The sequence below is a fragment of the Rhodopseudomonas faecalis genome, from assembly GCF_003217325.1.
GTDB lineage: Bacteria > Pseudomonadota > Alphaproteobacteria > Rhizobiales > Xanthobacteraceae > Rhodopseudomonas > Rhodopseudomonas faecalis.
The window spans coordinates 20,121-39,679 of sequence record NZ_QJTI01000015.1; the positions used below are offsets into that span (position 1 = coordinate 20,121).

Here is a 19,559-nt window from a genome sequence, read left to right on the forward strand (position 1 = left end):
AGCAAGCCGTGCCGGGGGCGGTCAAGAGCACAGCGCCACTTCGCTGACTTCCGCAACAGCCCAGCCGTCGCGACCATTGGTCCGGACACAACCTGACCTGGATCAATTGCGGGCTGGACGAAGCGGGCCATCCTCAACCACCTGCACTGTTCTGGCTTGTCATGATGTCTCCTGTTGATGCTTCCCGGCCACAACTCACGATCCGTCAGATCCGCCTCGACACTGGCCGCGAGAACGTCGCGGTGATTTCGCGGCGCTCGCGCGCGCTGCGTCCGGAAGTGTTCAGCGGTTTCAGCCGTGTCGAGATCAGGCGCGGCACCAAATCGCTGCTGGCCACGCTGCTGATTTCCGACGATGACGCCTTGATCGGCCCCGATGATCTCGGCCTCGCCGAGCCGTCGTTCCGCCGGTTCGGTGAGCCGGTCGGAACCGCGGTGACGGTGTCGCCGGCGCCGCCGCCCGCCAGCCTCGATGCGGTGCGCGGCAAGATTCAGGGACGCACGCTGGCCGCCGACGAGATCAAGGCGATCGTCAACGATCTGGCGCGCTATCGCTATTCCGACATGGAGATCGCCGCGTTCCTGATCGGCTGCGCGCGCTTCATGACGTCCGATGAATTGCTGGCGCTGGTGGCGGCGATGGCCTCGGTCGGCACCCAGCTGCGCTGGGACCGGCCGGTGGTGGTCGATAAGCACTGCATCGGCGGCATTCCGGGCAATCGCACCTCGATGGTGCTGGTGCCGATCGTTGCCGCCCACGGCCTGACGATTCCGAAAACCTCCTCGCGCGCCATCACATCGCCAGCCGGCACCGCCGACACAATGGAAGTGCTGGCGCGGGTCGATGTCGGCGTCGCCGAGATGAAGGAGATCGTCGCGGCCTGCAATGGCTGCATGATCTGGGGCGGCCACGTCAATCTGTCGCCGGCCGACGATATTCTGATCTCGGTGGAACGGCCGCTCTGCCTCGACACCCGCGAGCAGATGGTGGCTTCGATCATGTCGAAGAAGCTCGCCGCCGGTTCCACGCATCTATTGGTCGATCTGCCGGTCGGCCCGTCCGCCAAGGTCACCGGCGCCACCGATGCGATGCGGCTGCGCAAGCTGTTCGAATTCGTCGGCGATCACTATGGCATCGCGGTCGAAACCATCACCACCGACGGCCGTCAGCCGATCGGCAATGGCATCGGCCCGGTGCTGGAAGCGCAGGACGTGATGGCCGTGCTCGGCAATGATCCGAAGGCGCCACCTGATCTGCGCGAAAAATCGCTGCGGCTCGCGGGTCGTCTATTGGAATACGATCCGCAGCTGCGCGGTGGCTCGGGCTATGCCCGCGCCCGCGAATTGCTGGAAAGCGGCGCGGCGCTCAAGCAGATGCAGAAGATCATCGACAATCAGGGCCCCTCGACTTGCCGCAAGGATCTCGGCACGCTCACCGCCGATGTGGTGGCGCCGCGCGACGGCGTGGTCACCGCGATCGATTGTCTGCAGCTCAACCGGCTGGCGCGCACCGCCGGCGCGCCGATCGACAAGGGCGCGGGCATCAAATTGTTCAAGAAGGTCGGCGACCGGGTCGAGGCCGGCGAGCCGCTGTATCGCATCTATGCGTTCGATCCGTCGGAGCGCGAATTGACGCTGGCCGCGGCGGAGGAAACCAGCGGCTACACCGTTGATGGTGAGCAGCCGTTCCGGGAGCAGGTGTTGTGAGTGCGGTCCGGATCGTTGCACTGCCCGAGTCGAGCGAAGCGGCGCGGCGCTTGGCGGTGCGGCTCGGCGTGCCGATCGACCTGATCGAGTTGCATCGTTTTCCTGATGGCGAATTGCGGGTCCGGGTCGGCGACGTCGCGCCGACCATGCTGATCTATGCCTCGCTCGACCGCCCCAATGACAAGCTGATCGCGCTGCTATTTGCCTGCGAGGCGCTGCGCCGCGGCGGCGCCCAGCGCATCGTGCTGATCGCGCCCTATCTGTGCTACATGCGCCAGGACACGGCGTTCCGGCCGGGCGAGGCGATCAGCCAGCGCGTGATCGGGCAGTTGCTGGGCAGGGCGGTTGATCGGGTGATCACCGTTGATGCGCATCTGCACCGCACCCCGGAGATCAGCGCGGTGTTCGCCGATATCGAGGCGGAAAACCTGTCCGCCGCGCCGGCGATGGCGGCGGCGCTGTCGGGCTCGCTGGCTGCCGACACCATCGTGGTCGGCCCGGACGCCGAGTCGCTGCCCTGGGTCAGCAATCTGGCCAGCCGGCTTGGCTGTGATTGTGCGGTCGCAACCAAGACCAGGCGCGATGATCGCACGGTCGAGGTCGGCTTTGCCGATCCGACGCAATTCGTGCTGCGCCCGGTGCTGCTGGTCGATGACATCGTGTCCTCGGGTGGAACGCTGATCGCCTGCGCCAAGGCGCTGCGCGCCGCTGGCGCGACTTATATCGATGCGGTGATCACCCACGCGCTGTTTCCGCTCGGCATGCTGCAAGCCTTCAGTTCTGCCGGCATCCGCACCATGCGGTCCACCGACAGTGTCGCGCATCCCACCAATGCGATCGCGCTCGATGCGCTGTTCGCCGAGGCGCTGCACAACGAACTTGTCTCGCCGCTTGCTTCAGGTGCATCCCGATGAGCGTCAGCCTGCAATTCTGCGGAGCCACCCACACCGTCACCGGCTCCTGCTATCTGTTCAAGACCGCCAAGGGCAGTTTTCTGGTCGATTGCGGGCTGTATCAGGGGCCCAAAACCCTGAAGGCGCTGAACTACAGCGCGTTCCCGTTCCGGCCGGCCTCGCTCGACGCGGTGCTGCTGACCCACGCCCATATCGATCATTCCGGGCTGTTGCCGAAGCTGGTGCGCGACGGCTTTGACGGCACGATCTTCGCCACCCGCGGCACCCGCGATCTGTGTTCCTACATGCTGCCCGACGCCGGCAGCATTCAGGAATCCGAAGTGCTGGCGCTGAACCGCCGCAACGCCGCACGCGGCCGCGATGCGGTCGAGCCGATCTACACCAAGACCGACGCGGTGGTGACGCTCGATTCATTTCGGCCGGTCGATTACGAAAGCTGGATCGAGGTCATTCCCGGCGTGCGCGCCCGCTATTGGAACGCCGGCCATCTGCTCGGCTCGGCGTCGATCGAGATCGAATTCGCCGGCGAGGGCAAGGATGGCGCGCCGCTGCGCGTGCTGGCGTCCGGCGATCTTGGCCCCGATGCCAAGCTGCTGCAGCCCGATCCGGAAGCGCCGACCGGCTTCGACTACGTGATCTGCGAATCCACCTATGGCGACACCGACCGGCCGGCGACCACGCCGGAGCAGCGCCGCGCGCGGCTGGCCGGCGAGGTGCGCGAAGCAGCGGCGCAGCAGGGCGCGCTGCTGATCCCGGCCTTTGCGGTCGAGCGCACCCAGGAGCTGATCGTCGATCTGATCCAGCTGATGGAGCGCGGCGAGGTGCCGAAGGCGCCGGTGTTCCTCGATTCTCCGCTGGCAATCCGGGCGACCGAAGTGTTCCGCCGCCACGCCGCCGATCTCGATGGCGGCGTCGATGTCGAGCGGCTGCTCAATTCGCCGCAGCTGCGCTTCACCGAGACGGTTGACGAGAGCAAGTCGATCGCCCGGCTGAACGGCTTTCACATCATCATCGCCGCCAGCGGCATGTGCGACGCCGGCCGCATCCGTCATCATCTGAAGCGCTGGCTGTGCCGGCGGCACGGCACCGTGCTGCTGGTCGGCTATCAGGCCCATGGCACGCTCGGCCGCTTTCTGGAAGAGGGCGCCAAGGCGGTGCGCATCCAGGGCGAGGAGATCAAGGTCGCGGCGCGAATCCGCTGGATCGATGATTACTCCGGTCACGCCGATGGCCCGGAGCTGGCGCGCTGGCTTAGCGCGCGCCGCCCGATCAGCCGCGGCGTGTTTCTGACCCATGGCGAAGAAGCGGCGATTGCGGGCATGGTGGCGCGGCTCGCCGATGGCGTGGTGCCGGCCGCCAAACTGTTCACGCCGGTGCTGGACGAGCTGTTTGAGCTGACCACGCCGGAGCCCGCGGTGCTCGATGGCGGCCATCGCCGCCGGCTGGAGCCGCAGGCGGTGGTCGAGCTCGATTGGCACAACGACATGTCCAGGCTGATGCTCGACATCAGCGAGCGGATCGATGCCGCCGCCGACGACCGCGCCCGCAGCGTGATCATCCGCCGGCTGCGCCGTGCGCTGGAGGCTGAAGCCGGCAACTGACCAACAGCGCGCGGCGGGTTTGCCGTGAGCCACAATGCCGCGCCGGCTCGCGCTGTCGGTGCAGAATCGCGCGCGCTCGCGTCACCGCGGCCGCGCTGCGGCTGCTGTTTTCCCCGGAAGATGCGGCGGGCCGCGCTGGCGACGCCTGTTTTTTCGGCGGATATCAATGATTTGCCGCAGCCCAACCGGGCGGTCGCCGGCCCTTGGCGCTTGCGTCGCCAAGCGTTGTCCAGTATCCGAAAGGGTGCCTCGCATGCGAGCGGCCACGGCCGTGGGTTGCCTGGGCGCGCGGGTACGATCAGGAAGCTCGAGTGAGCGCGCTTCCGTCCCGATCTGCCCTAACCGAAGAATTTCAGGGGTTTTCTCCAAATGGCCAATGTGGTCGTCGTCGGCGCCCAGTGGGGCGACGAGGGAAAAGGCAAGATCGTTGACTGGTTGTCGGAACAGGCCGACATCGTGGTGCGGTTCCAGGGCGGCCACAACGCTGGCCATACGCTGGTCATTAACGGCGAGACCTACAAGCTGGCGCTGCTGCCGTCGGGCGTGTTGCGCTCCTCGAAGCTGGCGGTGATCGGCAATGGCGTGGTGTTCGACCCGCAGGCGTTTCTTGACGAGGTCAAGAAGCTCAAGGCCCAGGGCGTGGCGATCTCGCCGGACAATCTGCGCATCGCCGAGAACGTCACCCTGATTCTGCCGCTGCATCGCGAGCTCGATTCGCAGCGCGAGAACGCCGCCAAGGCCGGTGCGATCGGCACCACGCAGCGCGGCATCGGCCCGGCCTATGAAGACAAGGTCGGCCGCCGCGCGATTCGGCTGATGGACCTTGCCGACCCTTCAACCCTGCCGCCGAAGATCGAACGGCTGCTGGCGCACCACAATGCGCTGCGCCGCGGCCTCGGCCTGCCGGAAATCGACGGTCGCACCATTCTGGAAGACCTGTCCAAGATGGCGCCCGAGCTGCTGCCCTATGCCGAAACGGTGTGGCGGCTGCTCGACATCAAGCGCCGCGAAGGCAAGCGCATCCTGTTCGAGGGCGCGCAGGGCGCACTGCTCGACGTCGATCACGGCACCTATCCTTATGTCACCTCGTCCAACACCGTGGCGGCGCAGGCCGCGACCGGCACCGGCATGGGGCCAAGCGCGGTCGGCTATGTGCTCGGCATCTGTAAGGCCTACACCACGCGCGTTGGCGCCGGTCCGTTCCCGACCGAATTGAAGAACGAGATCGGCGAGGAGATCGGCCGCCGCGGCAAGGAATTCGGCGTCAACACCGGGCGCAAGCGGCGCTGCGGCTGGTTCGACGCGGTGCTGGTGCGGCAGACGGTACGCACCTGCGGTATTCATGGCCTGGCGCTGACCAAGCTCGATATTCTCGACGGCTTCGAGACCATCGAAGTCTGCGTCGGCTACAAGCTCGACGGTAAGGAGATCGACCATCTGCCGGCCGGTGAAGCCGCTCAGGCACGGGTCGAGCCGATCTACGAGACCATTGAAGGTTGGCAGCAGCCGACCGCCAATGCCCGCTCCTGGGCCGATCTGCCGGCGCAGGCGATCAAATATGTCCGCCGCGTCGAAGAGCTGGTGGGCTGCCCGATCGCGCTGCTATCCACAAGTCCGGAGCGCGAAGATACGATTCTGGTGCAGAACCCGTTCGAGGCTGAATAGGATGTTAAACCGCGACAGTTTCCGGCAGGATGACTTGCCGGAAATTGGCCGGTGCCCGGTTACGAGTTTGCACTTAAATCTGGTCGATATGGCCGATCATGCGTTGATCACCCAGGCGGGGCGGATATTTTGAGTCGAGATGGCTGATTACTACCCGCTTATTGCCCGTGCGATTGCCGGACTGGACCCCAACGCGCCCGGCGAGGCTCGCCGCGCGCTCTATGAACGTGCCCGGACCGCGCTGATCGCGCAGCTCCGCAACGTGCAGCCTCCGCTGTCGGAATCCGAGATCACCCGCGAACGGCTGGCGCTGGAAGAGGCGGTGCGCAAGGTCGAGGCCGAGGCCGCCCAGCGCGCCCGCGACGCCGCCCGCACCGAACAGAAGAATCGCGCTCGTCCCGGCGACGCCATGCGCCCCGGTGAGGCTCGCCCCGGCGACCCGCGTTCGGGCGAAGCCACCCGTCCTGGCCCCCGGATTCCCGGCCGCCCTGCCGAGGGTGGCCCGGCCGATGCGCCGGGCAGCGAATCAAAGCCGGACCAGCAGCCAGAGGGCTGGTCGCCCGAGCCGAAGCCGGGCGCTTCTGCCGATCCCGTTTCCCCGACCCGTCCCGAGCCGCCGCGCATGCCCGGCATGCCGCCGCGCAAGCCCGAACAGCCCGGCGCTTCGATGCGCGGCTTCCGCGATGTGGTGGCCGATGCCGACGATCTCGGCCGCGCCGCCGCCGAGGCCAATCGCGCCGCGCGCAAGACCTACGCCAATGTCGCTTCGCCCTCGCCGGAATTCGAACGGCTTGAGCCGAGCCTCGAGAACCGCACCGAAACCGAGCCGAGCTATGGCTATGGCGCTGAGCCGGACGACATGGCCCGCTATCAGCCGGGTGCACGGCCGCAGGCTGATCAGCCGCCGCCCTCCAAGCGGGTGCGGGGCCCGTTCCCGATCAAGGCGCTGATCGGCGGCGGCGTACTGCTGATGCTGATCGGCGGTGCGTTCCTGTGGGGACCTGCGCTCTACGATAGTGTGCGCGGCATGCTCAGCTCGCAGCCCGCCGTGGTCGAAGCCCCCAAGGACGCTTCGCCCTCGACCAGCCGTCCGAAGATCACCGACCGGGTCGGCCAGCCGTCGTCGATGGATCAGATCGCGGCGGTGGCGCAGCGCGTCGTGCTCTATGACGAGGACCCGTCCGATCCCAAGGGCAAGCAATATGTCGGGTCGGTGGTGTGGCGCACCGAGCCGATCAAGGGCGCAGGCGCCAAGCCCGGCGATATCGCCGTGCGCGCCGATCTCGAAATTCCGGAACGCCGTTTCAAGATGACGATGTCGTTCCGCCGCAATACCGACTCGTCGCTGCCGGCGAGCCATACCGTGGAACTGACCTTCATGCTGCCGCCGGACTTTTCGGCCGGCGGCGTCTCGAACGTTCCCGGCATCTTGATGAAGTCGAACGAACAGGCCCGCGGCACGCCGCTCGCTGGCCTCGCGGTCAAGGTCACCGACGGCTTCTTCCTGGTCGGGCTGTCCAATGTGGAGAGCGACCGGGTGCGCAATCAGCAACTGCTGAAGGAGCGCTCCTGGTTCGATATTCCGCTGGTGTACAGCAATCAGCGCCGCGCCATCATCGCGATCGAGAAGGGCTCGCCCGGCGAGCGCGCCTTCAACGATGCGTTCGCGGCCTGGGGCGGTTAGTTCGCGCGCCTGATCGCGGATCTGTGACGCTGTCAGAAGCGGCGTGTTATTCCAGCGGGTCGTATCAATGACCCGTCATGCCCGCGCTTGTCGCGGGTATCCACGTCTTAAAATCGTTGCAAGGATCAAAGACGTGGATGGCCGGGACGAGCCCGGCCATGACGTGCGGAGTGGTTGGTATCAATCGCCGTTGGTATTAAGCGCGTAACAATCACGATTGCCTGGCTGAGGGCCAGGGCGGTGCAACGCGCCGTCTTGTCCCTCTCCCTTGCGGGGTGGCCGGCCGCAGGCCGGTCGGGTGGCGGATCAGCCGGCCAGCGGCTGGGCGCGAGATCCTGATCGAACCATATAGTTGAAGCTTAGACGAATATGTGGGGCGCAAGCCCCCCACCCCGGCGCTTCGCGCCGACCCTCCCCACCGCTACGCGGGGGGAGGGAAGATGCGCGGTGACGAAACAACTCTCGTCTACGGGGCGCCTTCGGCTCCCGCGGCGACGGCATGCGACACCAATGCCCGGGCGTCGGTCTCGCCGGCTGCCGCGGTGCGCACAATGGTTTCGGCCATCTTCGCTTTGGTGGCGGGCGTGCGATGCTCGGCCGCGATCTGCTCCACCGCGATGTCCAGCACCTCACGCAGCACGGCGACATAGTCAGCGTCGAAATGATGCGAAGTCTTGGTCATGCACAGTCTCCTTTTGATGGCGGGGCGGACCATCGCTGCGCAATAGGGCCGCAGTGAGTCATGGCGATGAAGACGTGGTGACAGATCGTGACATTGATTTGATTCGCACAATGCGATGCGGCCCGCGTTGCAAAGATCCTTGAATCATTGCAACTCAACGACGCCCAACACGTTAATGGCGGTTTACCAATCACTGAGTGATCCAGCGCGTGACGCGCGCCAACAGGCCGGGGCGTTGCGCGAGCGCGGCATTGGCATGAGCATCATCATGAATGCGCGCCAGCAGCCGATCGAGGAACAGCGCATCATCGGACGCTGCGATCGTGAACTGGGTGCTTTCGGCCTGCACGATGTAGTCGAACAGCGGCTCGGCGCCATCGCTCGCGCGGCTGCGCTGTTTGACGATCACCACCGACGAGGGATCGAACCCGGCGTCGAGCAAGGCTCTTCCAAGCTGCGATAGCTGCCCGACAAATTCGGGCTCGAACGTGGTGGTTCCCTGCAGCGTGATCGACATTCCGTCTCTCCTCGGCATAACGCGACGCACGCTCCCAGCGGTGATTGGTCGCGCGGCGGGGAGCGCAGGTTCACGGCAACTGCCAATTTGAGGAGAATAAATTTTCTGAGGAGAAGCGGGGGCGGCGCGCCCCTATGCTGCGCTGCGGCGCCAAAAATCTGCCGGCGCGGCGGCGGTGCGGAATCGCCGCACCGCCTGCGACGCGGGCTGGCGCCCGCGTGCAGTTTTGTTGTGATTACTCGCCGGCGGAGCGTTGCGGCGCCAAGTCGGCGGCGCGGCTGCGATCGGCAGAGGCGACGGCGTCAGGGCGCGGGGTGTCGCGGCCGGTTGCTTCGTAGGCGCGCTCCGGCGGGCGATAATTGATCACCGCGCACGCGATCGCCAGGATCAGGATCGCGCCGCTTTCGTACAACAGGTTTTGCGGCGGCTGATCCTTGCCCTGCAAGATCAGCAGTCGCGCGATCGCGGTGATGGCGATGAACAGTGGCAGCGTGATCGGGATCTTCTTGCTTTCATAATAGACCGCGACCATCGCCAGCACTTCGACATAGATGAACATCAGCAGCAGGTCTTTGAGCGAGACCCGCATGCCGCGCACGGTTTCGTAGACTTCTTGCGTCATCGCGATCACCGCGAAGGTGCCGATCACCACCAGGAAGGCGTTTTCCAGATGCTGGATCACCTTGCGTAGCAAAGGCATATTCGCCGGCACGGATTGCGGCGTGCTATTCATTCGGTCGGGCTGCATAAAACTTCCGATCGTGAGTGAGAGACACCGTTGGTCGGTGTGATACTAATTTGTTGCAGATGGTTCTTGCTGGCATCGAGCAAGGCTGCTGCGAACCGGCAGCCTTAGCCTGCAAAGGTGCGTGCAACAAGGCGAGCGCCGTGGTGCGCTGTCGCACCCTCAAACGACAATGTTGCGCGCGTGCTACTTGTGCGGAAAGGACAGCCGTCGATCTCGGCCCGTCGCATGTTGAAGTGGCGGTGGCGGCGTTGCCAGAAACAGCAAGGCCGCGCCCTCATAGACGCGGCCATCAAACCCTTGGGCCGCAGCGCGACGCCGCGGCCGGGGCAGGTGAGAAAACTTACAACTCGTCCTCGTCCTCGTCGTGCTTCTTGCCGCCGATGGTCTTGAGCTTGGCGAACACGGCATCGACGTCGAGATCGTCCTGGCTCTTGTCGGAGCTTTCGTATTCGTCGTCCTTGCGGGTGGTTTCCGAGGCCGGCAGCAGCGTGGCGCCGCCATAGGCCTGATCGAGCGGCTTTTCCTTGGCGGCGCGCTGCACTTCGAAGTCGAGTTCGATCTGGGTGCACAGGCCGAGCGTCACCGGGTCCATCGGCGTCAGGGTCGAGGCGTTCCAGTGGGTGCGGTCGCGAATCGAGGCGATCGTGGTCTTGGTGGTGCCGACCAGGCGCATGATCTGCGCGTCCTTGAGTTCCGGGTGGTTGCGCACCAGCCAGAGGATCGCGCTCGGACGGTCATGGCGGCGCGACACCGGGGTGTAGCGCGGGCCTTTCTTCTTGGACGATTGCGGCAGAATCACCCGGCTTTCGCCGAGCTTCAGCCGGTAATTCGGGTCCTTTTCGCCCTTCTCGATTTCATCCCGAGTGAGCTGGCCGGTGGAGATCGGGTCCATGCCCTTGATGCCCTGGGCCGAGTCGCCGTCGGCAATCGCCTTGATCTCCAGCGGATGCATCTTCGTGAAGTCGGCGACCTGATCGAAGGTCAAAGCGGTGTTGTCGACCAGCCAGACGGCCGTCGCTTTCGGCATCAGCGGGGCGTTGCTCATGGCATATCTCCTTTGCGCTTCGCCCACCTCCCGGAAGAGGCGAAGCCGTCGGGTCCTCGGAATGACGGAATTCGCGCCTATATAAGCCGTCCAGCCCGGCTGGCGCAATGGCCGTGGTTCGGCCTTGACAGGGTCACAAAGGACCTTCAGTTCTAGAGAGAACTCTGAGTAGCCGAAACGCCAATTGGCCGCGTCCGTTCCCGATCCTATGGTGCGGTGGACAGCGCTCCGGATCGCTTGACCATGCTTTCAAAACCGCCTCTGAAAATAGTGCTTTGCTCGCCGCGCGGCTTCTGTGCCGGTGTGGTGCGGGCCATTGATACGGTCGAACGTGCCTTGGCGCTGTATGGCGCCCCGGTCTATGTTCGCCACGAGATCGTTCACAATCGCTACGTGGTCGACAATCTCCGTGCCAAGGGCGCGGTGTTTGTCGAGGAACTCGACGAAATCCCCGACACTAAGGCGCCGGTGGTGTTTTCCGCCCATGGCGTGCCGAAGGACGTGCCGGAGGAGGCGCATCGCCGCAATTTCTTCTCGCTGGACGCCACCTGTCCGCTGGTCACCAAGGTGCACCGCGAGGCGGCGATCCATTACAAGCGCGGCCGCGAAATCCTGCTGATCGGCCATTCCCATCACCCGGAAGTGGTCGGCACGCTCGGCCAGCTGCCGGAAGGCGCGGTGTCGCTGATCGAAACCACGGCGGATGCCGAGGCCTATCAGCCCAAGAACCCGGACAATCTCGCTTTTGTGACCCAGACCACGCTGTCGATCGACGACACCTCGGGCATCGTCGCCGTGCTGCGGCAGCGGTTCCCGAACATCTCCGGGCCGCACAAGGAAGACATCTGCTACGCTACCACCAACCGTCAGGCGGCGGTCAAGAAGGTGGCGCCGATCGTCGATGCCATGATTGTGGTCGGTGCGCCGAATTCGTCGAACTCGCTGCGGCTGCGTGAAGTGGCCGAACGCGAGGGCTGCAAGGTGGCGGTGCTGGCGCAGCGCGCTTCCGATATCGAGTGGAGCCAGTTCGAAGGCATTGCCACGCTCGGCCTGACCGCCGGCGCCTCGGCGCCCGAAGTGATCGTCGAAGAGATCATGGGGGCGTTCGCGGAGCGATATGAGCTCAGCGTTGAGACGGTGTCGGCCGCGGAGGAGAACGAGTTCTTCCCGTTGCCGCGGGCGTTGCGACCCGACGCTGCCGAGTAGCTGGGGTGGCCGTTTATACTGACGTCGCCGCGGATGAACTCGCGGCGTTCCTGAGCGCATACGACATTGGGGCGCTGCTCTCCTACAAGGGCATCGCCGAAGGCGTCGAGAATTCCAACTATCTGCTGCACACCAGCCGCGGCCATTTCATTCTGACGCTCTATGAAAAGCGCGTCGCCGCGGAAGACCTGCCGTATTTCCTGTCGCTGATGGCGCATCTGGCGGCGCGTGGCGTCAACTGCCCGCAGCCGGAGAAGAACCGCGACGGCGCGGTGTGCGGCACGCTGGCCGGCCGGCCGGCGGTGATCATCAATTTTCTGGAAGGCGTGTGGCCGCGCCGGCCCAATGTGGCGCAATGCGCCGGGGTTGGCGAAGCGCTCGCCAAAATGCATCTCGCCGGCCAGGATTTTCCGCTGTACCGCCGGAATCCGCTGTCGGTGTCGGGCTGGCGGCCGCTGTTCGAGCTGGCGGCCGAGCGTGCGGATGAAATCCAGGTCGGGCTGCGCGCGTTCATCGCCGCCGAGCTCGATCATCTCGAAGGCTGCTGGCCGCAGCAGCTGCCGAACGGCGTGATCCACGCCGACCTGTTCCCGGACAACGTGTTCTTCATCGACGACAAGCTGTCGGGGCTGATCGACTTTCCGTTCTCCTGCAACGATATCCTGGCCTATGACGTCGCGATCTGCCTGAACGCCTGGTGCTTTGAGCAGGACCACGCTTTCAACGTCACCAAGGCGCGGGCGTTGCTGCATGCCTATAATCGCGATCGGCCGCTCAGTGCCGCCGAACAGGACGCCCTGCCGCTGCTGGCGCGCGGCGCCGCGCTGCGCTTTTTGCTGACCCGGCTGGTCGATTTCCTGAACGTGCCGGAAGGCGCGCTGGTGAAGCCCAAGGACCCGCTGGAATATGTCCGCAAGCTGCGCTTTCACCAAAGCGTGGGCTGCATGGCCGATTACGGCGTCGAGACCTCAGGGCTGCCGGCGTGAGCGCGCGGCCGCTGGTCACCATTTTCACCGATGGCGCCTGTTCCGGTAATCCCGGGCCGGGCGGCTGGGGTGCGATCCTGAAATTCGGTGAGATCGAAAAAGAGCTGAAGGGTGGCGAGTCGCCGACTACCAATAATCGCATGGAGCTTTTGGCGGCGATTGCGGCGCTGGAAGCGCTGACCAAGCCGTGCACCGTCGAGCTCTATACCGACAGCCAATATCTGCGGCAGGGCATCACCAGCTGGATCCATAATTGGAAGCGCAACGGCTGGAAGACCGCTGACAAGAAGCCGGTCAAGAATGTCGATCTCTGGCAGCGGCTGGAAGCGGCGCTGCATCAGCATGAAGTGCGCTGGCATTGGGTCAAGGGCCATGCCGGCCATCCCGAGAACGAGCGCGCCGATCAGCTCGCCCGCGACGGCCTTGCCGAAAACCGCGCCAGGTCCCGGGCCGTTTAGTAGAGCAGCCTTGAGGCGCTGGGCCCCAAGGCTGATGTCGTCTTAGCAATGCCGACCAACCTCACCACGCGTCGTGGCCGGGCTCGTCCCGGCCATCCACGTCTTTGAGCTTGCACCTGCTTTCAAGACGTGGATGCCCGCGACAAAGCGCGGGCATGACGAGTCACAAGTGACGGCCGTCGGTATCGGGTCGATATCAGAGCTGACCGAGCAGGGTATCGCCACCCGACACTTCAACCGCGCCCGGATTGGGCTCGACGTTGAGCTTGGTCACGACGCCGTCTTCCACCAGCATCGAATAGCGGTGCGAACGGATGCCGAGGCCGAGGCCGGAGGCGTCGAGGTCGAGGCCGATCGCCTTGGCGAACTCGGCATTGCCGTCGGCCAGGAAGATCGCTTCGTTGCGCTGGTCGGTGTCGCGCTTCCAGGCGTTCATCACGAACGCGTCGTTGACCGCGACGATCGCGATGGTGTCGACGCCCTTGTCCTTCATCGCATAAGCGTTGAGGAAAATGCTGGGAATATGCATCTTGTGGCAGGTGCCGGTATAGGCGCCCGGCACCGCGAACAGCGCGACCTTCTTGCCCTTGAAAACGTCGTCGGTGGTTTTCACCTGGACGCCGTCTTCGGTCATGACGCGGAATTGCACCTGGGGCAAACGATCGCCGACTTTAATAGTCATTGCCAACTTCTCCGTGAATGGGACACCGTCATTAGACTGGGAGTACGGAACTGACAAGCTGTCGCAACAGTCATTGTCGCGACCAAGGTGCCAGATACCGTTCTGCTGTGATCATGTGGTGCGGCACAGCCGGGTCTGAAACCAGCGCAGTGCGGCTCGCCGGGAAATCTCCGCCACGCACCGCTGCAGGATTCGCGCGCGAAGCTGGCGCTCGGCCCAAAAAGAAACGGGCGGCTCCAACGAGCCGCCCGCCATTGTAACTTTAGGCCGCCGCCTGGCCCTTCTTCTCGTCGCGCAACTGCCGACGCAGGATTTTGCCGACATTGGTCTTCGGCAGCTCGGTGCGGAATTCGATCATCTTCGGCACCTTGTAGTTGGTGAGCTGGGTGCGGCAGAACTCGATGATCTCTTCGGCGGTGACGTTCGGGTCCTTCTTGACCACGAACGCCTTGACCGCTTCGCTGGAGCGCGCATCGGAGACGCCGACCACCGCGCATTCCAGCACGCCGGGATGGGTGGCGATCACTTCCTCGATCTCGTTCGGATAGACGTTGAAGCCCGAGACCAGGATCATGTCCTTCTTGCGATCGACGATCCGCACCGAGCCATCCGGATTCATCACACCGATATCGCCGGTGCGGAAGAAGCCGTCGGCGGTCATCACCATCGCGGTTTCGTCCGGCATGTTCCAATAGCCGGACATCACCTGCGGGCCCTGGGCGCAGATTTCGCCCGGTTGGCCGAGCGGCACTTCGTTGCCGGCATCGTCGCGGATCGAAATATAGGTCGAGGGCAGCGGCAGACCGATGGTGCCGGTGAAGCCTTCGATGGTCGCCGGGTTGCAGGTCAAGACCGGCGAGGTTTCCGACAGGCCATAGCCTTCGGCGATGCCGCAGCCGGTCAGCTTGTTCCAGGCCTCGGCCACCGGACGCTGCACCGCCATGCCGCCGCCATTGGAAATCTTCAGCTTGGAGAAATCGACCTGTTCGATGCCCGGTGCGTGCAGCAGGCCGTTGTACAGCGTGTTGACCGCGGGGAAGCTGTTGACCTGATACTTCTTCAGCTCCTTGACGAAGCTCTTCATGTCGCGCGGATTGGGGATCAGCAGATTGACGCCGCCGGCGCGCACCGCCAGCAGGAAACACGCGGTCAATGCGAAGATGTGATAGAGCGGCAGCGCGCAGACAATAAAGATCTGCTCGACATTCGGCAGCAATTGCAGCGCCGGTTGCAGCCAGGCATCGTTCTGCAGCACGTTGGCGACGATGTTGCGGTGCAGCAGAGTGGCGCCCTTCGACACGCCAGTGGTGCCGCCGGTGTATTGCAGGAACGCGACGTCGTCCGGACCGATGACAGGCTTGACCAGCTGCATCTTGCGGCCAGCGGCGATCACGTCGTTGAACGGCACCGCTTGCGGCAGATTGAAAGCCGGCACCATCTTCTTGACGCGGCGAACCACGAAATTGACGATCAGGCCCTTGAAGCCGAGCATGTCGCCCATGGTGGCGACGATCACGTGTTTGACCGGCGTCTTGGCGACCACTTGCTCAACGGTGCTGGCAAAGTTTTCCAGCACCACGATCGCTTCGGCGCCGGAATTCTTGAGCTGATGCTCGAGTTCGCGCGGGGTGTAGAGCGGATTGACGTTGACGACTGTGAAGCCGGCGCGCAGCACCGCGGTGGTCGCCACCGGATATTGCAGCACGTTGGGCATCATCACGGCGACGCGCGCGCCCTTCTTTAAGCCCTTGTTCTGCAGATAGGCGCCGAACGCCGCCGACAATTCGTCGAGTTCGCCATAGGTGATCGCTTTGTCCATGCAGATGAACGCTTTGCGATCGCGGAATTTTCTAAAGCTTTCCTCGAACAGATCGACCAGCGACGGATACTGCGTGGTATCAATGTCCGCTGGTACTCCCGGCGGGTAGTGCTTAAGCCAGATGCGCTCCATGATGTTTCCCCTCAGTCCTTCCTGGAGCCGCCGCTCCGCTGTCCCGGTGGTATCACGCTGGGGCGAAGAACCGCGTGAAACGCGCCGCGGCGACAAAACCATATCGCCAGTTCCATTGTTCCTGCTTTGTGCAGGCACTTTGTTGTGGCGGAGTATTGGTCAAAGGCGAGACGGAACGCAAGCGGCGGAAAGTCTGGCTTTGTGTTGCCGCACTGCGGAAAAACGGGCTGTCGCGCTCAGCTTTTCGGCTTGGACTCGGGCGCCGGCTTGGCGTCGGTAGTATTGGCCTTCGGTGCCGGCTTGGCGGCCTTCGGTTTATCGGCAGCGGGCTTGTCGGCGGCCGGTTTGGCAGCGCTCAGTGCCGGCTTGACGGCGCCGGCAGCGGGGCGGGGCGCTTGTTTCGGCGCGGCGGCCGGTTTGGCGACGCTGGTCTTCGGATCAAGCGTCACCGATTTGCGGCCATCGGGCTTCGTGCCGACCTTGGTGTCGGCGGCGGAGCTGGCTGTGGGCTTAGCGGACTTGTCAGTCGCGGCGTGTTGTTTCTTGCTACGCGGCTTGGGCGCGGGCTTTGCGCTATCGGCTTCGACCGCTGCAATGAGCGCGGCGCCGCTCTTTTTCGGTCCGGTGTAAACCACCACCGGTTCGGTCGGCGCTGGTGCCGCGGCCAGCATATCGACCGGGCGCAGCGACGGCGTCTGTAGTCCGGAGAAGAACGACATCGTGGCGTTGCCGGCGTTCTGCTCACTGGCCATCAGGTCTTCCGGCGACTCATCGGATGCCGGACGCTTGCGCTTCGGTCCGCATACCTCGTCGCGCAGATTGGGCGGCATGGCATCGATCGGCGCGAGATTATCAACGGTGCCGAGTGCCGGTTGCAGCCAGGTCAGCGAATTGCTGGAAAAACCGCGATCGAGCAGTTGAATCGCCTTGATGGCGCGGGCCTGCGACGACGATGCGCCGAGCACCACCGCGATCAGGCGGCGGCCGTCGCGCGTTGCCGAGGCAACGAGATTGAAGCCGGACGCGCAGATGAAGCCGGTCTTCATGCCGTCGGCGCCCGGATAGCGGCCGATCAGCCGATTGAAATTCGGGGTGACGCGCTTGCCGAAACGGATCGCGGGAATATGCACGAAGTACTCATACTCCGGCATGTCGCGAATGATGGCGCGCGCCAGGATCGCAAGGTCGCGCGCCGAGGTCACCTGACCTTCGGCGGGCAGGCCGTTGGGATTGACGTAGTGGGTCTGCGTCATACCGAGCCGCTGGGCGGTGAGGTTCATCTCCTCGGAAAAAGCGTCGATCGAGCCGGATACGCCCTCGGCCAGCACCACCGCCATGTCGTTGGCGGACTTCACCATCATCATCTTCAGCGCGTTATCGACGGTGACCTGGGTGCCGGCGCGGAACCCCATCTTCGAGGGCGCCTCAGCCGCCGCGGTCGGCGACACTGTGAACACGCTGTCGAGCGTGATGCGTCCTTCCTTGACCGCCTTGAGCGTGACGTAGGTCGTCATCAGCTTGGTGACCGAGGCGGGATACCACGGATAGGTCGCGTTCTCGGCATGCAGCACCTTGCCGCTGTCGGCTTCCACCAGCAGCAGCGCTTCGGCGTCCGCGTTGTGCGGCGCCGCGGTGGCGAGCATGGCCACTGCGAGTGCGGCAAATAGTTTCAGCGGCGATGCGCGAAGCGCGAATGGAGCAAATTGCACGATCCGATTCCGGTCCTTGGCAGCCCATCGGGCTGCGGTTCCTGTCGGTTGGTGGGTGTTCCAGCGCATGGCGCCGCGAAACGGCGGGCGCTGCCCAACCTATACTGGCTTCCGGTTCCAGAACAGGGCTTGGCGCGGGTTATTCAGCGATGAAAGGGGCCAAAATTCGACCATTGGCATAATCGCGATGGCAGCTTACCGCGGCTCGGCATCCTCATCGCGCGCTGCCGCGACGGCGGTACGGGATTCGTCCTGCGCCATATATTGCGCGCGGGCGAGCTCGGCGAAGGTACCGCGCCGCGCCAGCAATTCGTCGAAACTACCGCTCTCGATCACCTTGCCATTGTCGAACACCAAAATTCGCGTGGCGTGGCGGATGGTCGACAGCCGGTGCGCGATCACGAAAGTGGTGCGGCCTTTCATCACTTCATCGAGCGCCAGGCTGACCTTGGCTTCGGTGACCGCGTCGAGCGCGCTGGTGGCTTCGTCGAGGATCAGGATCGGCGGGTTCTTGAGCAGTGCGCGCGCGATCGACAGCCGCTGCCGTTCGCCGCCGGACAGCATGCGGCCGCGCTCGCCGGCGCTGGTGTCGAATTTCTGATCGCTGCGTTCGATGAAGTCCAAGGCCTGCGCGCGCAGCGCTGCCAGTCGCAGTTCCTCGTCGCTGGCATCGGGTTTGCCGACCCGCAGATTGTCGGCGATGGTGCGGTCGAACAGCAGCGCTTCCTGGAACACCACGCCGATATTGCGGCGCAGCCCGGCGAGCGTGAAGCTGCGGATGTCGGCGCCGTCGATCTTCACTGAGCCCGATTGCGGATCGAAGGCGCGGTGCAGCAGCGCGATCGCGGTCGATTTGCCGGCGCCGGTGGCGCCGACCAGCGCGATGGTGTCGCCGGGCTCGGCGACGAAACTGAGGTCTTCGACCGCAGGGCGCTTGCCGTCATAGGAGAACGACACGTTGTCGAATTCGACGCGCCCTTTCAGCCGTCCCGGATCGACCGCGTCGGGGCGGTCGCGCACCGTCGGCACCGCGTCGAGTATGTTGATGAATTCCTGCAGCCGTGGCGCTTCCATGAACACGCTGTTGATGAAGCCGACCACCTGTTCCAGCTTCTGGATCAGCATGGTGGCGAACGACACGAACATCACGATTTCGCCGACGCTGGACAGGCCGCGCTCGTGCAGCGCGATGCCGACCGCGAAGATCGCCAGCACGGTGATGGTGGTGGAAGCACGGGTGATCACCGTGATCGCGGCCCACCACGACAGCACCGGCATCTGCATCGCCAGCAGCTTATCGGCGACAAAGCGCAGACCCTGCACCTCGGCGTCGATCCGCACAAAACTCTGCACCAAGGCGATGTTGCCGAGCGCGTCGGAGGCGCGCGCCGACAGCGCGCTGTAGCTGTCTTCGACCGCGCCCTGCATCGCATAGGTTTTGCGCACCACCAGCGTGGTCAGCACCGTGAACACAATGCACAGCGCAAACAGCAGCAGCGCCAGCCGCCAGTTGAGATACAGCGACAGCGGCAGCAGCACCACCAGCGACAGGATCGCGGCAAAATGCTCGCGGAAAAAGCCGAGCCACAGCCGCCACAAGGCATCGGTGCCCTGCAGCATCACCTTCATCAGCCGACCAGAATGAATGCCGGTGTGATAGGTGAGCGGCAATTGCAGCACATGCTCGAAATAATCGGTGAGCACCGCCTGGCGCTGGCGATGGGCAAGCCGGTCGGCATGCAGCGCCACCGCCGCGCTACAGCCGATGGTGAACAGCCCGAACACCGCCCAGGCCAGCAGCAGCGGCCAGGGTGACTGCGATTGGGCCGCCATCGCGCCGGTCGACAGATTGCCGGACAGCACGTCGATGATGCGGCCAAACAGCACAGGCTCGGCGAATTGTGCGGCTGCGAGCAGCAGATTGGCGCCCGCCAGCACCCAGCCAAGCAGCGCTTCCTTGCCGAGCAGCAGCAGCACGCGGGCGTAGAGTCGAAGCATGGGCATA

General features: G+C 64.5%; 16 protein-coding genes. 8 read left to right on the top strand and 8 right to left on the bottom strand.

Annotation, left to right across the window (positions count from 1 at the left end):
* Positions 1-164 precede the first annotated feature (164 nt).
* The 5 genes from BJ122_RS12580 (at position 165) to BJ122_RS12600 (ending at position 7,570) form a co-directional block, all read left to right on the top strand.
* The gene (locus tag BJ122_RS12580) at positions 165-1,706 is read left to right on the top strand and encodes a thymidine phosphorylase family protein (protein WP_110781392.1); all 1,542 of its coding nucleotides are present in this window, start codon (positions 165-167) and stop codon (positions 1,704-1,706) included.
* The gene (locus tag BJ122_RS12585) at positions 1,703-2,620 is read left to right on the top strand and encodes a ribose-phosphate diphosphokinase (protein ID WP_110781346.1); all 918 of its coding nucleotides are present in this window, start codon (positions 1,703-1,705) and stop codon (positions 2,618-2,620) included. Before BJ122_RS12580 ends, BJ122_RS12585 begins: the two co-directional genes overlap by 4 nt.
* Positions 2,617-4,221, top strand: coding sequence for an MBL fold metallo-hydrolase (locus tag BJ122_RS12590; RefSeq protein ID WP_110781347.1), 1,605 nt, complete (start codon positions 2,617-2,619; stop codon positions 4,219-4,221). The genes BJ122_RS12585 and BJ122_RS12590 overlap by 4 nt, the downstream gene beginning before the upstream one ends.
* Positions 4,222-4,590: 369 nt before the next feature.
* Entirely contained in the window at positions 4,591-5,886 is a 1,296-nt protein-coding gene (locus BJ122_RS12595; RefSeq protein WP_110781348.1) for an adenylosuccinate synthase, read from the top strand.
* A 139-nt stretch (positions 5,887-6,025) separates the two neighbouring features.
* On the top strand, positions 6,026-7,570 hold the full coding sequence (locus BJ122_RS12600; protein WP_110781349.1) for a hypothetical protein: 1,545 nt from the start codon (positions 6,026-6,028) through the stop codon (positions 7,568-7,570).
* 466 nt (positions 7,571-8,036) lie between these two features.
* Here the strand turns inward: BJ122_RS12600 and BJ122_RS12605 are convergent, their stop codons facing one another.
* The 4 genes from BJ122_RS12605 to BJ122_RS12620 all read right to left on the bottom strand — a co-directional run bounded on the left by BJ122_RS12605 (position 8,037) and on the right by BJ122_RS12620 (position 10,562).
* On the bottom strand, positions 8,037-8,252 hold the full coding sequence (locus tag BJ122_RS12605; RefSeq protein WP_110781350.1) for a hypothetical protein: 216 nt from the start codon (positions 8,250-8,252) through the stop codon (positions 8,037-8,039).
* 190 nt (positions 8,253-8,442) lie between these two features.
* Positions 8,443-8,769 carry a hypothetical protein gene (locus tag BJ122_RS12610; protein WP_110781351.1) on the bottom strand — a complete coding sequence of 109 codons (327 nt, stop codon included), beginning with the start codon at positions 8,767-8,769 and terminating at the stop codon, positions 8,443-8,445.
* Positions 8,770-9,004: 235 nt separating this feature from the next.
* Positions 9,005-9,502, bottom strand: coding sequence for a phosphate-starvation-inducible protein PsiE (locus tag BJ122_RS12615; protein ID WP_110781352.1), 498 nt, complete (start codon positions 9,500-9,502; stop codon positions 9,005-9,007).
* A 355-nt stretch (positions 9,503-9,857) separates the two neighbouring features.
* Positions 9,858-10,562 (bottom strand): DUF1013 domain-containing protein, encoded by a 705-nt coding sequence (locus BJ122_RS12620; protein WP_027276400.1) that lies wholly within the window; start codon positions 10,560-10,562, stop codon positions 9,858-9,860.
* A 243-nt stretch (positions 10,563-10,805) separates the two neighbouring features.
* On the opposite strand from BJ122_RS12620, the gene ispH reads away from it, so the two are divergent.
* Genes ispH through rnhA form a run of 3 tightly spaced genes read left to right on the top strand, consistent with a single transcriptional unit; the run spans position 10,806 to position 13,212 of the window.
* Positions 10,806-11,768, top strand: a complete 963-nt coding sequence (gene ispH / locus BJ122_RS12625) for a 4-hydroxy-3-methylbut-2-enyl diphosphate reductase (protein WP_110781353.1) — start codon at positions 10,806-10,808, stop codon at positions 11,766-11,768.
* Positions 11,769-11,773: 5 nt separating this feature from the next.
* Positions 11,774-12,754 carry a homoserine kinase gene (locus BJ122_RS12630; RefSeq protein ID WP_110781354.1) on the top strand — a complete coding sequence of 327 codons (981 nt, stop codon included), beginning with the start codon at positions 11,774-11,776 and terminating at the stop codon, positions 12,752-12,754.
* Positions 12,751-13,212 carry a ribonuclease HI gene (gene rnhA, locus BJ122_RS12635; RefSeq protein ID WP_110781355.1) on the top strand — a complete coding sequence of 154 codons (462 nt, stop codon included), beginning with the start codon at positions 12,751-12,753 and terminating at the stop codon, positions 13,210-13,212. Before BJ122_RS12630 ends, rnhA begins: the two co-directional genes overlap by 4 nt.
* A gap of 196 nt (positions 13,213-13,408) precedes the next feature.
* Here rnhA and BJ122_RS12640 read toward each other — a convergent pair whose 3' ends face one another.
* From BJ122_RS12640 to BJ122_RS12655, 4 genes are all read right to left on the bottom strand, one after another.
* Positions 13,409-13,894, bottom strand: coding sequence for a peroxiredoxin (locus BJ122_RS12640; RefSeq protein WP_110781356.1), 486 nt, complete (start codon positions 13,892-13,894; stop codon positions 13,409-13,411).
* Between the two features lie 262 nt (positions 13,895-14,156).
* Entirely contained in the window at positions 14,157-15,845 is a 1,689-nt protein-coding gene (locus tag BJ122_RS12645) for a long-chain fatty acid--CoA ligase (protein WP_110781357.1), read from the bottom strand.
* 236 nt (positions 15,846-16,081) lie between these two features.
* Positions 16,082-17,488, bottom strand: coding sequence for a D-alanyl-D-alanine carboxypeptidase family protein (locus BJ122_RS12650; RefSeq protein WP_110781358.1), 1,407 nt, complete (start codon positions 17,486-17,488; stop codon positions 16,082-16,084).
* A gap of 261 nt (positions 17,489-17,749) precedes the next feature.
* Positions 17,750-19,558: a glucan ABC transporter ATP-binding protein/ permease gene (locus BJ122_RS12655; protein ID WP_110781359.1), complete on the bottom strand. Its 1,809-nt coding sequence runs from the start codon at positions 19,556-19,558 to the stop codon at positions 17,750-17,752.
* Position 19,559: the final 1 nt, after the last annotated feature.

What these genes read in the sequence shown, in the direction of transcription:
- BJ122_RS12580 (WP_110781392.1), top strand. Translation starts at nt 165, where the DNA reads ATGTCTCCTGTTGATGCTTCCCGGCCACAACTCACGATCCGTCAGATC.
- BJ122_RS12590 (WP_110781347.1), top strand. Translation starts at nt 2,617, where the DNA reads ATGAGCGTCAGCCTGCAATTCTGCGGAGCCACCCACACCGTCACCGGC.
- BJ122_RS12595 (WP_110781348.1), top strand. Translation starts at nt 4,591, where the DNA reads ATGGCCAATGTGGTCGTCGTCGGCGCCCAGTGGGGCGACGAGGGAAAA.
- BJ122_RS12600 (WP_110781349.1), top strand. Translation starts at nt 6,026, where the DNA reads ATGGCTGATTACTACCCGCTTATTGCCCGTGCGATTGCCGGACTGGAC.
- BJ122_RS12605 (WP_110781350.1), bottom strand. Translation starts at nt 8,252, where the DNA reads ATGACCAAGACTTCGCATCATTTCGACGCTGACTATGTCGCCGTGCTG.
- BJ122_RS12610 (WP_110781351.1), bottom strand. Translation starts at nt 8,769, where the DNA reads ATGTCGATCACGCTGCAGGGAACCACCACGTTCGAGCCCGAATTTGTC.
- BJ122_RS12615 (WP_110781352.1), bottom strand. Translation starts at nt 9,502, where the DNA reads ATGAATAGCACGCCGCAATCCGTGCCGGCGAATATGCCTTTGCTACGC.
- BJ122_RS12620 (WP_027276400.1), bottom strand. Translation starts at nt 10,562, where the DNA reads ATGAGCAACGCCCCGCTGATGCCGAAAGCGACGGCCGTCTGGCTGGTC.
- ispH (WP_110781353.1), top strand. Translation starts at nt 10,806, where the DNA reads ATGCTTTCAAAACCGCCTCTGAAAATAGTGCTTTGCTCGCCGCGCGGC.
- BJ122_RS12640 (WP_110781356.1), bottom strand. Translation starts at nt 13,894, where the DNA reads ATGACTATTAAAGTCGGCGATCGTTTGCCCCAGGTGCAATTCCGCGTC.
- BJ122_RS12645 (WP_110781357.1), bottom strand. Translation starts at nt 15,845, where the DNA reads ATGGAGCGCATCTGGCTTAAGCACTACCCGCCGGGAGTACCAGCGGAC.
- BJ122_RS12650 (WP_110781358.1), bottom strand. Translation starts at nt 17,488, where the DNA reads ATGCTCGCCACCGCGGCGCCGCACAACGCGGACGCCGAAGCGCTGCTG.
- BJ122_RS12655 (WP_110781359.1), bottom strand. Translation starts at nt 19,558, where the DNA reads ATGCCCATGCTTCGACTCTACGCCCGCGTGCTGCTGCTGCTCGGCAAG.